The organism is Chromobacterium sp. FG22, assembly GCF_057809415.1.
The window spans coordinates 22206-38011 of record NZ_JBMDJX010000018.1 but is presented as its reverse complement, the minus strand read 5'-3'; the positions used below and the strand labels follow the sequence as shown (position 1 = coordinate 38011).

Annotated in this window: 14 protein-coding genes; 8 read left to right on the top strand and 6 right to left on the bottom strand. The window is 64.3% G+C overall.

Annotation, left to right across the window (positions count from 1 at the left end):
• Positions 1–39: 39 nt before the first annotated feature.
• The 3 genes from ACODSD_RS16975 to ACODSD_RS16965 all read left to right on the top strand — a co-directional run bounded on the left by ACODSD_RS16975 (position 40) and on the right by ACODSD_RS16965 (position 3321).
• A complete protein-coding gene (locus tag ACODSD_RS16975) occupies positions 40–684 on the top strand; it encodes an NAD(P)-dependent oxidoreductase (protein WP_107799427.1) in 645 nt (214 codons plus the stop codon).
• A gap of 620 nt (positions 685–1304) precedes the next feature.
• Entirely contained in the window at positions 1305–2705 is a 1401-nt protein-coding gene (locus ACODSD_RS16970; RefSeq protein ID WP_488877894.1) for an L-serine ammonia-lyase, read from the top strand.
• A gap of 85 nt (positions 2706–2790) precedes the next feature.
• Complete coding sequence (locus ACODSD_RS16965; RefSeq protein WP_488877893.1) at positions 2791–3321, top strand: GNAT family N-acetyltransferase; 531 nt, start codon at positions 2791–2793, stop codon at positions 3319–3321.
• Here ACODSD_RS16965 and ACODSD_RS16960 read toward each other — a convergent pair.
• From ACODSD_RS16960 to ACODSD_RS16950, 3 genes are all read right to left on the bottom strand, one after another.
• A complete protein-coding gene (locus ACODSD_RS16960; RefSeq protein WP_488877892.1) occupies positions 3309–4481 on the bottom strand; it encodes an MFS transporter in 1173 nt (390 codons plus the stop codon). The two genes, ACODSD_RS16965 and ACODSD_RS16960, sit on opposite strands and share 13 nt — an antisense overlap.
• Positions 4482–4641: 160 nt before the next feature.
• Positions 4642–5043 (bottom strand): RNA-binding S4 domain-containing protein, encoded by a 402-nt coding sequence (locus tag ACODSD_RS16955; RefSeq protein ID WP_107799431.1) that lies wholly within the window; start codon positions 5041–5043, stop codon positions 4642–4644.
• The gene (locus ACODSD_RS16950; protein WP_227103561.1) at positions 5043–5699 is read right to left on the bottom strand and encodes a fumarylacetoacetate hydrolase family protein; all 657 of its coding nucleotides are present in this window, start codon (positions 5697–5699) and stop codon (positions 5043–5045) included. Before ACODSD_RS16950 ends, ACODSD_RS16955 begins: the two co-directional genes overlap by 1 nt.
• Positions 5700–6044: 345 nt before the next feature.
• On the opposite strand from ACODSD_RS16950, the gene ACODSD_RS16945 reads away from it, so the two are divergent.
• Entirely contained in the window at positions 6045–7742 is a 1698-nt protein-coding gene (locus tag ACODSD_RS16945; protein WP_488877910.1) for a PHA/PHB synthase family protein, read from the top strand.
• A 157-nt stretch (positions 7743–7899) separates the two neighbouring features.
• Positions 7900–9078, top strand: coding sequence for an acetyl-CoA C-acetyltransferase (locus tag ACODSD_RS16940; RefSeq protein ID WP_488877891.1), 1179 nt, complete (start codon positions 7900–7902; stop codon positions 9076–9078).
• A gap of 72 nt (positions 9079–9150) precedes the next feature.
• Here ACODSD_RS16940 and ACODSD_RS16935 read toward each other — a convergent pair whose 3' ends face one another.
• The 3 genes from ACODSD_RS16935 to ACODSD_RS16925 all read right to left on the bottom strand — a co-directional run bounded on the left by ACODSD_RS16935 (position 9151) and on the right by ACODSD_RS16925 (position 11046).
• The gene (locus ACODSD_RS16935; RefSeq protein ID WP_488877890.1) at positions 9151–9516 is read right to left on the bottom strand and encodes a DOPA 4,5-dioxygenase family protein; all 366 of its coding nucleotides are present in this window, start codon (positions 9514–9516) and stop codon (positions 9151–9153) included.
• A 299-nt stretch (positions 9517–9815) separates the two neighbouring features.
• Positions 9816–10082 carry a hypothetical protein gene (locus ACODSD_RS16930; RefSeq protein WP_235088982.1) on the bottom strand — a complete coding sequence of 89 codons (267 nt, stop codon included), beginning with the start codon at positions 10080–10082 and terminating at the stop codon, positions 9816–9818.
• A 7-nt stretch (positions 10083–10089) separates the two neighbouring features.
• Positions 10090–11046, bottom strand: a complete 957-nt coding sequence (locus tag ACODSD_RS16925; protein WP_235088985.1) for a LysR family transcriptional regulator — start codon at positions 11044–11046, stop codon at positions 10090–10092.
• A 303-nt stretch (positions 11047–11349) separates the two neighbouring features.
• On the opposite strand from ACODSD_RS16925, the gene ACODSD_RS16920 reads away from it, so the two are divergent.
• From ACODSD_RS16920 to ACODSD_RS16910, 3 genes are all read left to right on the top strand, one after another.
• Positions 11350–12780, top strand: coding sequence for an amidase (locus ACODSD_RS16920; RefSeq protein ID WP_488877889.1), 1431 nt, complete (start codon positions 11350–11352; stop codon positions 12778–12780).
• A complete protein-coding gene (locus tag ACODSD_RS16915) occupies positions 12770–14284 on the top strand; it encodes an aldehyde dehydrogenase (RefSeq protein WP_488877888.1) in 1515 nt (504 codons plus the stop codon). Before ACODSD_RS16920 ends, ACODSD_RS16915 begins: the two co-directional genes overlap by 11 nt.
• A 64-nt stretch (positions 14285–14348) precedes the next feature.
• Complete coding sequence (locus tag ACODSD_RS16910) at positions 14349–15722, top strand: aminotransferase class III-fold pyridoxal phosphate-dependent enzyme (protein ID WP_488877887.1); 1374 nt, start codon at positions 14349–14351, stop codon at positions 15720–15722.
• Positions 15723–15806: the final 84 nt, after the last annotated feature.

Below are 15806 nucleotides of genomic sequence, written 5' to 3'. Positions count from 1 at the left end.
CATCAAACTTCATCACGTTTATCGCGAAAAGGAATCCCCATGAAAATCGCTCTGATCGGCGCCAGCGGCTTTGTCGGCTCGGCCATCTTGCAAGAACTGCTGGCCCGCAAACATCAAGTCAGCGCCATCGTCACCACTCTGTCCAAGCTGCCGCAACACCCGCAACTGAGCGGCGTGGCCGCCGACGCCTACCAGGCCGGCCAGATCGCCGCCGCCGTGGCCGGCCACGACGCCGTGGTCAGCGCCTTCAATCCCGGCTGGGACAAGGCCGACATCCAGGCGCTGGCCGTCAAGGGCCACGACGCCATCGTCGCCGGCGTCAAGCAGGCCGGCGTCAAGCGCTTCCTGGAAGTGGGCGGCGCCGGCAGCCTGGAAGTGGCGCCCGGCGTGCAATTGGTGGACACCCCGGAATTCCCGGCGGAATGGAAGGAAGGCGCACTGGGCGTGCGCGAGGCCCTGCGCCGCCTGCGCGAAGAAACCGCGCTGGACTGGACCTTCGTCTCCCCGCCGGCCTTCCTCCACCCGGGCGAACGCAGCGGCAAATACCGGCTGGGCGGCGATCAGCTGCTGTTCAACGGCGACAAGCCGGCCGATATCAGCGTGGAAGACCTGGCCGTGGCCATCGTCGACGAACTGGAAAAACCGCAGCATCTGCGCCGCCGCTTCACCGCCGCCGCAGTCTAAGAGGCGGTTCAAAGTCTTGCGAGCAAGAGCGAGACAAGGCGAAAACGAGAGAAAAAGCGGAATGTACACGTGGTACATGAGCATTTTGAGCTCGGTTTCAACGCTGTATCGCCGAAGCGCAGCAGACCTTGAACAGGTTCTAAGAACGTGTTTACGATCTCGCGAGCTAGGGCGAGACAAGGCGTTGCGGCTGAGAACGCGGAATGTACGCGTGGTACATGAGCATTTCGAAAGGGTACTCACCGTGTCACGTCTCACGACGCGCAGCAGATCGTAAACAGGTTCTAAGCTCCAAGCCCGGCTCGCCCGGGCTTTTTCACGCCCCATTCCCCTCCCCGGCCTGCCCCAAGGGCCTTCCGCCCGCCCGGTTCATGCCGTCCGAATGCGAAGCGGTTTCAACTCGTCGAATCCCCGACGCAACTTAGTCCTGACTCTATAATTCTAAATTGACAGCCGTCGCCGGCTTGTCTAGATTGCCCGGCTGCCGCAAGATGGCGAGGCGCAGGCCGGACCCTCGCGCCAAAGCCGTGCGAAACCATGACAACGACAATAATAAGGACGGTCCAGGCCGTCCGGACAACAACCCGCTTAGCGGGACACAGCCCTTAAAGAGAAGCATTATGGCCATCAGTGTTTTTGATTTGTTCAAGATAGGCATCGGCCCGTCCAGCTCCCACACGGTTGGACCGATGCGCGCCGCGCGCCAATTCATCGCCCGGCTGGAAAAAGACGAGTTGCTGACTCAGACCGCCAGCGTGCGCGCCGAAATGTTCGGCTCGCTGGGCGCCACCGGCAAGGGCCACGGCACCGACGTCGCGGTCTTGCTGGGCCTGCAGGGCGAACAGCCCGACCTGGTGGACACCGACGCGGTGGACGGCATGCTGGCCGCCATCCGCGCCGACAAGTCCGTCGCCCTGCTGGGCAAGCAGACCGTGCCCTTCGTCGAAGGCGAACACCTGATTCTGCACAAGAAGAAAACCCTGCCCTACCACCCCAACGGCATGATTTTTGAAGCCTTCGACGCCGCCGGCGCCAGCCTGTCCAAGCGCGCTTATTACTCGGTGGGCGGCGGCTTTGTGGTTGATGAAGCCGCCATCGACGCCGGCTTCGTGCCGCCGGGCGTCACCGAGCTCAAGCACCCGTTCAAGAGCGCGGCGGAATTGCTGGCCTTGTGTCAGCGCCACGGCAAATCCATCAGCCAGATCATGCTGGAGAACGAGCTGGCCTGGCGCAGCGAGGAACAAGTGCGCGCCGAGCTGCTGAAGATCTGGCAAGTGATGCAGGACTGCGTCAAGCGCGGCTGCGAGCGCGAAGGCATCCTGCCCGGCGGCATGAAGGTGAAGCGCCGCGCCGCCGACATGCACCGCAAGCTGCTGGCCTCGCCCGAGGCGGCGCTGCGCGACCCGCTGACGGTGATGGACTGGGTCAATCTGTACGCGCTGGCGGTGAACGAGGAAAACGCCGGCGGCGGCCGCGTGGTCACCGCGCCCACCAACGGCGCGGCCGGCATCATCCCGGCGGTGATGCACTATTACGCCCGCTTCGTGCCCGGCGCCAGCGACGACGGCATTGTGCGCTTCCTGCTCACCGCCGGCGCCATCGGCGTGCTGTTCAAACTCAACGCCTCCATCTCCGGCGCCGAAGTGGGCTGCCAGGGCGAAGTGGGCTCGGCCTGCTCGATGGCCGCGGGCGCCTTGGCCGAAGTGCTGGGCGGCACCCCGGAACAGGTGGAAAACGCCGCCGAGATCGGCATGGAGCACAATCTGGGCCTGACCTGCGATCCGGTGGGCGGCCTGGTGCAAGTGCCCTGCATCGAACGCAACGCCATGGCCTCGGTCAAGGCCATCAACGCGGCGCGCATGGCGCTGCGCGGCGACGGCCAGCACTTCGTGTCGCTGGACCGGGTGATCAAGACCATGCGCGACACCGGCATGGACATGAGCACCAAGTACAAGGAAACCGCGCGCGGCGGCCTGGCCATCAACGTCATCGAAGTGCCGGTGAATATTGTTGAGTGCTGAGCCGCAGGCCTGTTAGCATCAAAGCCGATGGCGCTTGCGCCGTCGGCTTTTTTTACGACCTCATCCCGCGAAATCCGAACCAGCCATGCATCACATCGCCACCGCCAGACTGCAACTGCGTCCGCTGCACGCCAGCGACGCCCCCTTCATGCTCAAGCTGCTGAACGAGCCGGCCTTCATCGCCAATATCGGCGACAAGGACGCCCACGATCTGCTCGGCGCGCTGCGCTATATCGAAGAAGGCCCGCAAACCAGCTATCGCAAGCACGGCCACGGCCTCTTGCTGGTGGAACGGCTGGACGACGGCGCCCCGGTCGGCATCTGCGGCCTGGTCAAGCGCGACGGCCTGGACTACCCGGACATCGGCTACGCCTTCCTGGAGCAATACTGGGGCTGCGGCTACGCCAGCGAAGCCGCGCTGGCCGCCATAGAGCACGGCCGCGAGCAACTGGGCCACGCGGTGGTGGTGGGCATCACCGCGCCGCACAACCAGGCGTCCATCCGCGTGCTGGAGAAAATCGGCCTGCTTTATCAGGGCCGGATCGAACTGCCCGGCATCGACGGCGACAGCTGTTACTTCGTGCCGCCGGCCCTGTTCAAAGATCAGCCCGCCTGAGCAGGCGCCGCCAGCCGCAGCCAGCGCCGGCACAGCAACACGCCCAGCGCGGCGGCGGCCGTCGACATCGCGAACGTCGTCGCCATGCCGCCGTGCGGCCACACCAGCCCGCCGATCAGGCCGCCGGCGCTGCCGCCAACCCCAAACGAGGCGATGATGTACAGACCCTGGGCGCGGCCGTGGTGATGTGGGTCGAACATGCGGTGGATCAAGCCCACCGAGGCGGCGTGGTGCAGGCCGAAAGTCAGCGCGTGCAGCAGCTGCGCGCCTATCGCCACCCAGGCCAGCTCGGCCGCAGCGGCGATCAAGGCGAAACGCAGCGCCGCCGCCAATAGCGACGCCAGCATCAGCGTTTCCAAACGCGCGCGCGCCATGATCTTGGGCATCAACAGGAATACCGCCACCTCGCTGACCACGCCCAGCCCCCACAGCATGCCGATCGCGCCTTGCTCATAACCCGCCTGCTTCAGGCCGATGGAGAAAAAAGTATAGTAAGGGCCGTGGGCGAAGGCCATCAGGAAGCAGCAGCCGAACAAGGCTATCACCTCCGGCCGCCGCAGCGTGGCCGCTATCGGCGCCGACGGTCCGCTCTTGCGCTCGGCGGCCACTTCCGGCACCCGCCAGGCCGCCGCGGCCACCAGGGCCAGCAGCGCGCACAGCGCCCAGGGCAGATTGCCAATACCGATGCTGTCCAGCAGCAGGCCGCCGCTCATCGCCAGACAGACGAAGCCTATCGAGCCCCAGACCCGCACCCGGCTGTAACGCCCCGGCTGCGCGCGCGTCAGGTGGGCGGTGCTGGCCTCCACCAGCGGCAGCGCCGCCGCCCAGAAGAAGTGGGACACCGCCAGGCTGACGAACACCCACCAGAAAGCGCGGTCCAGTCCCACCAGCAGGAAGGCCGCCGCCGACAACAGCGACGTCGTCAGGATGATGGCGCGCCGGCGGCCGCGGCGGTCCGCCAGCCAGCCCCAGAAGCCGGGCGCCACGATGCGCGCCAGCGTGGACAAGGCCATCAGCACCGAGATCTGCCAGGCGGAGAAGGACAGCGATTGCAGATAGAGCCCCCAGAACGGACTGAACAGGCCCTGGAAGGCGAAATAACTGAAATAGAACAGGCTGAACGGCAGCAGGGATACGGTGGGTGACGCGGAAGACGACATGATCTGAAGCTCGGCCCTTGACGGGTTTCTGGTTGAAAATGGCGCGCAGAATTCGAGCGGCTTTTTAGAGCCTGTTCAAAGTCTCGCCAGCTAGAGCGAGACAAGGCGAAAACGTTTTCAACGCCGTATCGCCGACGCGCAGCAGACTGTGAACCGCCTCTTAAAATTGCCCTTTGAACTTGCCGATATCCCGCCGCGCCTTCTTGGTGGGACGGCCGTCCCCGTGCGGGAAGCTGGCGCGCTCCGACTTCAACAGCAGCACCTGCTCTTCACGGGCGCGCTGAGAAGCCTCGTCCTCGCGGTAGAGCAGCCGCGCCTCCTGCGCCGGCCGGCGCTGGGTGCTCAGCGCCAGCACCTCGACGCGGTATTCCAGCTGATGGATGCGCATCACCAGCTGGTCCCCCTCCTTGACCACCCGCGACGCCTTGACCCGGTCGCCGTTGACCTGCACCCGCCCCAGCTCCAGCGCCTCGTGCGCCAGCTGCCGGGTCTTGAAGAAACGGGCGGCCCACAGCCATTTGTCGAGACGGACCTTGCCGTCGTCCTCGCCTGAGGCCGCCATCAGAGCACGCTCCATTCGGCGGCGGCCAGGCCCTCCAGCTTCAGGCTGAGCCGGTCGCCGGAACGCACCGCGGCCACGCCTTCCGGCGTGCCGGTATAAATCAGATCGCCGGCCTGCAGGCCGTAGATCCGCGACAGATAGGCGATGACGGCGGCCACCGGGAACAGCATCAGGCCGGTGTCGCCCTGCTGGCGCAGCTCGCCGTTGACGCGCAATTCAAAGCTCAGCCGCTGCGGATCGGCCACCCGCTCCGCCGGCGCCAAACGAGACAGGCAGGCGGCGGTGGGGAAACCCTTGGCCTTGGTCCAGGGCTGCCCCTTGCTCTTGGCCGCCGATTGCACGTCGCGCGCCGTCATGTCCAGACCGATGCCATAGCCGGCCACATGGCCGAGCGCTTCGGACTCCGCAATGTCGCGGCCGCCCTTGCCTATCAGCAGCACCAGTTCGCACTCATGGTGAACGTCGCGGGAATAGTCGGGCAAACGCAGGGGCTCGCCCTCTCCGGCCAGCGCCGACGTCGGTTTCAGGAACACCAGCGGCTCGTCCTCCAGCGGGTTGTTCAATTCCGCCGCGTGGGCGGCGTAATTGCGCCCGATGCAGAAGATATTGCCCACCGCGACCTCCTGATCGCCCAAGCGCGCCTTGAATGCCGTCATGACCATCCTTTCCCGTTCTGTTCAACGCCAAGCTTACCAGCTCGCGATTATCCCATAATTTCCACCCCCCCGGCATGCCAGGCCGAAAGGACAGCTAGGCAGATTGTGCACTGCGGCAACAAGATGCGGCTTTCGACGCGCCTTATCGTCCTCCTCCCGGTGAAAATGTCATGCAACCCTGTTACAGTCATGGCGTACCTTGCGACCGCACACTTTGTTACACGGTCCAATGCAGGAAAGCTTCGATAACGCTTCGGCACGTTTCAGGAGACAGCTTTGACCCAAGAAAGTACAAACCCGCTGGATAGTTTCTTCGCCAGCCTATCCGAGGCCAACCAACAATGGATGCAGCAGTTCGTCAACAACCTGCCGCTGCCGCCGCAACCTGGAAATGCTGAACTGCCGCTGGCCAACGCCTGGGGCGCCATGCTCAGCAACGCCGGCCAGCTGTTCGCCTGGCAAAGCAGCTTGTATCAGCAGCAGATGAATCTGTGGTCGCAATTCCTGGGCCAGGCGCCCGTCAACGGCGACGCCTCGGCGAAAAAGGGCGATCGCCGCTTCGCCTCGCCGGAATGGGATGAACACCCGTTCTACCATTTCCTCAAGCAAGGCTATCTGCTCACCAGCAAATGGATGACCGAGCTGGTGGACAACGCCCAGCTGGAGGAAGAAGCCAAGGACAAGCTGGCCTTCGCCACCCGCCAATACCTGGACGCGGTCTCCCCCAGCAACTTCATGCTGACCAACCCGGACGTAATGAAACGGGCGATAGAGACCAAGGGCGAAAGCCTGGTCGACGGCATGAAGAACATGCTGGAGGATTTCCAGAAGGGCCATATCTCGATGTCGGACGAGAGCCAGTTCGATATCGGCAAAAACATCGTGGTCACCCCGGGCGAGGTGGTGTTCCGCAATGAATTGATCGAACTGATCCAGTACACCCCCACCACCGGCCAGGTCTATGAAAAACCGCTGCTGATCGTGCCGCCCTGCATCAACAAGTACTACCTGATGGATTTGCAGCCGGACAACTCCATGGTCCGTCACTTCGTCGCCCAGGGTTACCGCGTATTCCTGATCAGCTGGCGCTCGGCGGAACCGGAGATGAAGCACTTCACCTGGGAAAGCTATATCGAGAAAGGCGTGATCGCCGCGGCGGAAACCGTGCGCAAGATCAGCAAACAGGACAGCATGAACGCGCTGGGCTTCTGTGTCGGCGGCGTGATCCTGACCACCACCCAGTGCGTGCTGCAGGCGCGCGGACTCAAATACTTCGACTCCACCACCTTCATGACCTCGCTGATAGATCACGCCGAGCCGGGCGAGATCTCCTACTTCATCGACGAGAATCTGGTGGCCAGCCGCGAAGCCAAGATCGCCGCCGGCGGCATCATCAGCGGCAAGGAGATAGGCCGCACCTTCGCCAGCCTGCGCGCCAACGATCTGGTGTGGAACTACGTGGTCAACAACTATCTGCTGGGCAAGACGCCGGCGCCGTTCGACCTGCTCTACTGGAACAACGACGCGGTGGACCTGCCGCTGCCGATGCACACCTTCATGCTGCGCCAGTTCTACATGAACAACGCGCTGACCAAGCCGGGTTCCATCACCCTGTGCGGCGTGCCCATCGACGTTTCCAAGATCGACATCCCTGTCTACATCTTCGCCGCGCGCGAAGACCACATCGTGTTGTGGAGCTCCGCCTACTCCGGCATCCACTACCTGACCGGCGCGCCGTCGCGGCGCTTCGTGCTGGGCGCCTCCGGCCATATCGCCGGCTCGATCAACCCGGTGACCAAGGACAAGCGCAATTACTGGGTCAACGACGCCCAACCCCAGCACGCGGACGCCTGGCTGGAAACCGCGGAAAGCCGCCCCGGCAGCTGGTGGAAGGACTGGGACGCCTGGCTGGCCCCTCAATCCGGCAAGAAAGTCGCCGCGCCCAAGAGCCTGGGCAGCAAAGACTTCCCGCCGCTGCAAGCGGCGCCGGGCAGCTATGTGCTGGCCAAGGCCATGCCCAGCGTGGTGGCCAGCCTGCAATAAGAACCTGTTTACGATCTGCTGCGCGTCGGCGGGATGGATAGACATGGGCGTTGAAAGCCGCTTCGCAACGCTTTAGCGGCCTCCCCGCCCCGCCGCCGGCGCGCTGGCCGACACACCGACCTTCGCGGTCACATTGAAGAGAGAGACGGAGAAAAACATGGAAGTCGTGATTGTCGCAGCAACCCGCACCGCCATCGGCAGTTTCGGCGGCGCGCTGGCCAAGATCCCGGCCCCGGAACTGGGCGCCACCGTCATCAAATCCCTGCTGGCCAAAACCGGCCTGAAACCGGAAGACGTCAGTGAAGTCATTCTCGGCCAGGTGCTGACCGCCGGCAGCGGCCAGAACCCGGCGCGCCAGGCGCTGATCAAGGCCGGCCTGCCGGTCACCACCCCGGCCACCACCCTCAACGTGGTCTGCGGCTCCGGCCTGCGCGCCGTGCACCTGGGCGCCCAGGCCATCGCCAACGGCGACGCCGACATCGTCATCGCCGGCGGCCAGGAAAGCATGTCCCTGTCGCCGCACATCCTGCCCGGCTCGCGCGACGGCTTCCGCATGGGCAACGCCCAGCTGATCGACACCATGGTCAACGACGGCCTGACCGACGCCTACAACGCCTACCACATGGGCATCACCGCTGAAAACGTGGCGGAAAAGTACGGCATCGGCCGCGAAGAGCAGGACGCGTTGGCGCTGGCCTCGCAGCAACGCGCCGCCGCCGCTCAGAAAGCCGGCAAGTTCAAGGACGAAATCACCCCGGTGCTGGTGCCGCAGCGCAAGGGCGATCCGCTGGCCTTCGACAGCGACGAGTTCATCAAGCACGACGCCAGCGCCGAAGGCCTGGCCAAGCTGCGCGCCGCCTTCAAGAAGGAAGGCACCGTCACCGCCGGCAACGCTTCCGGCATCAATGACGGCGCCGCAGCGGTGCTGCTGATGTCGGCCCAAAAGGCGGACCAGCTGGGCCTGAAGCCGCTGGCCGCGATCAAGGGCTACGCGCTGACCGGCTGCGCGCCGGAAATCATGGGCATAGGCCCGGTGGCCGCCACCCGCAAGGCGCTGGACAAGGCCGGCTGGAAGGTGGAAGAGCTGGATCTGGTGGAAGCCAACGAAGCCTTCGCCGCCCAGGCGCTGGGCGTGGCGCGCGAACTGGGCTGGGGCCCGGACAAGGTCAACGTCAACGGCGGCGCCATCGCGCTGGGCCACCCGATCGGCGCTTCCGGCTGCCGCGTGCTGGTCACCCTGCTGCATGAAATGCAGCGTCGCGACGCCAAGAAGGGCCTGGCCACGCTGTGCATAGGCGGCGGCATGGGCGTGGCGCTGGCGGTGGAACGGCGCTAAAACCGGTACCCGTCAATCACAAAACCCACCGGTTCCGATCGGTGGGTTTTGTTTTGGCCGCGCCCGCCGCGGCTAGCCCGAGCGCCCGTTGTCGCCGTGCTGGCGCAGAAAGTCCATGTTCAACTCCAGCGGCGCGCCCAGCCACATGGCGAAGTCGCTGTGGTCCTCGACATCGTCGCCGGTCAGCGGATGCAGCAGCACGCTCAGCCCTTCCCGGTTCAGCATCAGCCACGGCACGATCTCGCCGAACAAGGCCGGCGCGAAGGCGATCTGATACGCGCCCACCGGATGCGGCCCGTAAGCCTGCTCTCGCCAGCGCCCCAACTCCACGGCGAAGCGCTGCGCCACCGCCTCGCGCAGCCGCCGCGCCGCGGCTTGCTGCGCCGCGTCGAAATACACATGGGCGTGATAGCCCGTCGCCTCGATGGCCTCTTGCATCGCCTGTCCCCCGCCCCCGCCGCGTTCACGGCGGCCGGCCCCGAATAAAGCCGGTAAAGCTATCGTCTCCGCCGAAAAAAATCAACAAGCATATTTTGGCGGCGCGCGCCTGCCCTTGATCCGCAAGCAATCCGCGCCAAACAAAAACCTCCTGGCCGCAAAGGCAGGAGGTTTGGGCGATTGGCCGGCCCGCTGGCCGGCGTAGACGGTCGGATGGACCGTGAGGGGAAACAGCGCACGGATCAAAACCAGCGAGGCGCTCAGCACATCAAGGCAGCCGCATCGCCGCGGCGCTCGCCTTAGTGAGGGACAATGATGGGCGCCCCGTCCGGCCCATGCTTCTTCTGATGTTTGGCCGCCCGCTTCTCCTTGGGCGTCATCAACGGCTGTTTTTTGGCTTCCTTGCTGCTGTGTCTTGATTTACTCATGATCAGCTCCTTGGCGTGCATCGGCGGTGCCAATGCCGGCTCCAGTATAGACCTCATCCGGGCTTGCCATGGCGATAAAATACCCATCCGGGCGTCAAGACCAGAGCGGCGGTTCCAATCGCCTTTTAAATGGTTCAATCAATACTTACACCTGAAACAAAGTCGCCGCCAAGGCCGGGATCGCCACGGCGAAACCCTCCGGCCCCAGTTGGCGAAAATGCTGCTGCGTCGCGCTAATAAAATCCTGGATGAAAGCGGGTTTTTCCCGACCATGTTTATCCTGCACGATCAGCGTGGGCGCGGGACTGAAATCGGCGAACGGTCTTCGTATCAACGCCGGTCCATCCCGAGTGGCGCTGCCGGACGGGCACATATTCAGGATGGAACAGCCGAATCCCGCGGAAACCGCCGCGCGCACGGTTTCATAAGAGCGCGTCCTGAAGCGCACATGAGGCTGACAAGGCGATATGGCGAACAAGGCCAGCAAATACGCCGCCGTCTGCGGCAAATCCAGCAATACCAGCGGCCGCAGCGCTAAATCCGCCAAGGAGACCGACTCTTGTTCCGCCAGCGGGTCTTGTCTCGACAGCAAGGCATGACAGGGCACTTTGCAGATACGGCTGACCTCCTCGTCCAAGTGAAATCCGATATCGTAGGTCACGATCAAATCCACCTCGTCGGCCGCCAGCCAGCCGCGCAATTGCGACTGATCTCCTTCCCGCAGCTGGATGTCGACTTCGCCCTGGCCCTGTATATAGCGCTTCAGCACATCCGGCATGAATAAAGCGCCAAACGGCTCAAAACAGCCAATCCGCAATTGCACGGCGCCCGGCCGCGTCAGATTGGCGATGCTGCGATTAAACGTCGACTTCGCCTCCAACATATCCTGCGCCGCCAGCATGAATTGCTTGCCCGCCGGGGTGATTTTTACGCCTCGCGCCGGGCGGCGTTCAAAAATCCGAAATCCGATTTGGTGTTCCACATGAATGATGGCGCTCAACAAGGCGGACTTGGAAATCGGTATCGACTCCGCCGCCGCCGCGATGCTGCCCGTCAACGCCACCTCATAGACATAACGGATTTGTCTAATCGAAATATTCATGGCCCCGCCCCCTCGCCGGCATTGAGCAGCTTGTTAAAAGTCCGCCGCGCTTCAGCGATACGGCCTTGAAAACAGCTTCAGAATGCTCATGCACCGTATGACCATTCCGCTTCTTCAGCCGCAACGCCTTGTCTCGCCCTCGCTCGCAAGACTTTGAACAGGCTCTTACACATAAAAACAGCGCAACTTGCCGCGAAAAATGCGTTTTTCCGCGCCGCCTCGTTTGCTTACCATCATCGCCAGGCAACACCACCGCCCAGTCATGCCATTGCGGCCACGCCGCTCCTTGCCTTGGAGCTGAGTATGTCATCTATTTCTACAAATCCGCTGGCGGACGCGTCCCCGCTCTGCCGGCTGAACGTGCAAACCATGACCGCCCGCTACGCCGCGGCAAGCCTTTCTCCGCTTGAAGTCGCGGACGCGGCGCTGGCCAGGGCCTCGGCGGTCCAAGACCGATACAACGCCTTCGCTTCCATCGACCGCGCCGGCGCGCTCGCCGCCGCCGCCGCGGCCGATGAGCGTTGGCGGCGGGGCCGTCCCTTGTCGCCCATCGATGGCGTGCCGGTCACGATCAAGGACATCGTCCAGGTGCAAGGCTGGAGCGTGCGCTATGGCAGCCACAGCAGCAGCGCGGCGGTTTGCGACAGCGACGCGCCGTCGGTGGCTCGCTTGCGCGCCGCCGGCGCCGTCTTGCTGGGCATGACGACAACGCCGGAGTTCGGCTGGAAAGCCGTCACCGATAATCCGCTGCATGGGATTACGCGCAATCCTTGGCGGCCTGAGCTGACGCCGGGCGGCTCTTCCGGCGGCGCGGCGGCGGCGGCAGCGGCCGGCGCGGGCGTATTGCACCTGGGAACGGACGGCGGCGGGTCCATTCGCATCCCGGCGGCCTTCTGCGGCCTGGTCGGACACAAGCCGAGCTTTGGCCGGGTGCCCGCCTATCCCGGCAGCGCCTTCGGCACCCTGGCGCATCTTGGTCCGATCGCGCGCTGCGTCGGCGACGTCAGCGCCATGCTGGACGCGATGAGCGGCCGCGACCTGCGCGACTGGCATCAGCCCATCGGCAACCCGCCATCCTTCCCGCCCCTGGCGCTCAGCCGGGCCAGGGTGGCTTACTGGTCCACCCCGGCCTGCGGCCAGCTGCGGCCGGAAGTGGCCGCGGTCATGGAACGGGCCTTGAGTCTGCTGCGCTCCTTGGGGATGGAAATCCAGCCATTCGAGCTCCCCGACATCGATCTGCTCGATGTTTTCCAAAAGCACTGGTTCAGCGGCGCGGCCAACCGGCTGTCCAGGGTGGCGCCGGCCCTGCGCGGACAACTGGACCCGGGCTTTGTCGAGATAGCCGAACGCGGCCTGGCCCTGAGCGCGGCGGACTTGGTCGCGGCTCAGACCCGGCGCGCCGAGTTTGGCGCCTTCATGGACCAGACAATGAGCCGGTTCGATCTGCTGCTGGCGCCGGCCACTCCCTTGGCGGCCTTCCCCATCGCCTCGCGACAGCCGGCCGGCGATGGCGCGGCCTGGACGGAGTGGGCGGGCTTCAGCTTCCCGCTCAATCTGAGCCAGCATCCCGCCTGCGTCGTCCCCTGCGGCCTGACTCCGGACGGCAGACCGCTTGGGCTGCAATTCATCGGCGCGCGCGGGGCGGACCGGCAATTGCTGTCGCTGGCCGGCCAGTTTGAAGCGCTGGGTGCCTTTCCTCATTTATTAGACTCAGGAGCCGACGATGAGCGCTGAACCCCTATCCGCCGCCGACTGGCGCGCCCTGGCCAAGGAGCCGCCCTTGGAACTGGGGCTGTTCATTGACGGGGATTTTCGCCAGGCGCGTTCCGGCCGGCGCTTCGCCAGCGTCAATCCCAGCAATGACCAAATCCTGGCCGAGCTGCCCAGCGCCGATGGCCAGGATGTGGATCTCGCCGTCAATTCCGCGCGGCGCGCGTTTCAGTCCGGCGCCTGGTCCAGACGGCCGCCGCGCGAGCGTATGGCCGTGCTCAATCGGCTCGCCGATTTGATCGAACGACATCAGCGCACCTTCGCCTTGCTGGACTGCCTGGACATGGGCAAGCCGATCAGCGAGATGCTGACGGTGGACCTGCCCCTGAGCGTGCAATGCCTGCGCTTTACCGCGGAATCCATCGACAAGGTGCAGGGCACGGTGGGCGCAACCGCCCACCACATCCATAGCTTTGTGCTGCGTCAGCCCTTGGGCGTGGTGGCCTGCGTGGTGCCCTGGAATTACCCCCTGCTGATGAGCTGCTGGAAGATCGCGCCCGCGCTGGCGGCCGGCAACTCCGTGGTGCTCAAGCCGGCGGAGGAGTCTCCGCTCAGCGCTTTATGGCTGGCCAAGCTCTTCGTCGAGGCCGGCGGCCCGCCCGGGGTATTCAATGTGCTGACCGGCGATGGGCCTGGCTGCGGCCGGCCGCTGGCCTTGCATCGGGATGTCGACAAGATCGCCTTCACCGGTTCGGTGGAAGTGGGCAAGCTGATGCTGGGCTACGCGGGCCAGTCCAATATGAAGCAACTGTCCTTGGAGTGCGGCGGCAAGTCCCCCCATGTGATTCTGGCCGATGTCCAGGACCTGGAGGCCGCCGCGCGCTGGGCGGCCATGGGCGTATTCGGCAATCAAGGCCAGGTATGCTGCGCCGGCTCCCGCCTGTTGGTGGAGCAAAGCATTCTTCCCGATTTCCTCGACGCCTTCCTAAGCGCCGCGCGCAGCCATCACCTCCCGGGAGACCCGCTGGACCCGGCCACCAGCATGGGCCCGCTGGTGAGCCGCGGTCAGCAGCGGCGCGTGCTGGATTACATCGCGCTGGGCCGGCAAGCCGGCGCGCAATGCCTGTTGGGCGGCGACGCTCCGCGCCACCTGGAACACGGCGCCTACGTCAACCCCACGGTGTTCGCCGGCGTGGACAACGGCATGCGCATCGCGCGGGAAGAGATCTTTGGCCCGGTGGCCTGCGTGCTGCCGGTATCCGGCTTGGACCAGGCCATCGCCATCGCCAATGACAGCCGCTTTGGCCTGGCGGCGGGCATCTGGACCCAAAACCTCAACCATGCGCATCGCTTCGCGCGCGAGGTCGAAGCCGGCATGGTCTACGTCAACAGCTATATGGACGGCGATATGCAACTGCCATTCGGCGGCTGGAAAGAGTCCGGCAATGGCCGCGACAAATGCTTTGACGCGTTGCTGGCCTACACCCAGACCAAGGGGGTGTGGATGACGCTGAATCAGGAGCAGTAGGACAGCAGAACGCCGGCCATCGAAACCAACCGGCACCGCATCGTAAAACCGAGGAGAGAACATCATGAGCAGCACGGCCAATCGCCATCCCACCGGCCATCTCTTGTACCCCTTCGCCAATGCCAGCCATATTGCCGCGCATCCGCCGTTGCGGATCGATCGCGCTTCGGGTTGCCATGTCTTCGATCAAACCGGGAAACGCTATCTTGATGGGCAAGGCGGCTTGTGGAATGTGAACGTCGGGCACGACCATCCGGAAATCAAGGAGGCGATCACCCAACAATTGAACCAGCTGGGTTTTTATTCGATTTTTGGCGGCACCACCACGCAGCCGGCCCAGGCGCTGGCCGAACGCTTATGCCGGATGACGGAGCCGGAAGGCATGAGCGCCGCCTTTTTCTCCTCCGGCGGCTCGGAAGCCAATGAGGCGGCGTTTAAGCTGGCCCGCCAGTACTGGCGGCAAAGCGGCGAGCCGGAGCGCCATAAAATCATCTCGCTGAAGCAGGCTTACCACGGCGTCACCCTGGGAGCCTTGTCGGCGAACGGCAGCACCGCTTATCGCCAGGCTTACGAGCCCTTGCTGGCGGGCTTCAGCCAAGTGGACACCCCCCATCTATACCGCAACCCCTACACCGACGATTCAGACACCCTAGGCCGCTTATGCGCGCAATTGCTGGAGCGGGAAATCCTGCATCAGGGCCCCGGCAGCGTGGCGGCCTTCATTGCCGAACCGGTGCAAGGCGCCGGCGGCGTCATTGTCCCGCCCGCCAATTACTGGCCCTTGGTGCGCGAGGTGTGCGACCGCCATCGCGTGCTCCTGATTGCGGACGAGGTGGTCACCGGTTTCGGCCGCATTGGCAAGCTGTTCGGCAGCCGGCATTGGGGGGTGAAACCGGACATCATGGTATTCGCCAAAGGGATTAACAGCGGCTACATCCCGCTGGGCGCGACTTTGATCAACCAGCGGGTGGAGTCCGCCTTTCACTCCAGCGACGCCCGCCAGTTCAGCCCAACCGCCTTCTATCACGGCAACACCTATGCCGGCCATCCGCTGGCCTGCGCGGCGGCGCTGGCCAATCTGGAGATCATCGAAAGGGACAAGCTGACGGCAAACGCGGCCAAGGTGGGCGGTCATTTATTGCAGCGCCTGACAAGGATAAAGAGCACGCATCCCCATATGGGCGATGTCCGCGGCCTGGGCCTGATGATAGGCGTGGAACTGGTGGCCGACCCCGTCGGCAAACAGCCTTTTGATCTGGATCTGGGCTTCGGCGCCTATATCTCCGACTACTGCCGTCAACATGGGGTGTTGATACGCAATCTGGCGGACACCTTCATCATTTCGCCGCCGTTGACGCTGAGCCTGGAGCAGGCCGACCTCATCGCGGACACTTTCGAGCAAGCCGTCGAGGCCGCGGAGAAAGCCTTGCTACGATAAGCGCCATGGATAGCAAGCGGCTTGAATCGACAACAATAGCCGGTCCCAAGAGACGGTTAACGACGCGCAGCGGACTTTGGACAG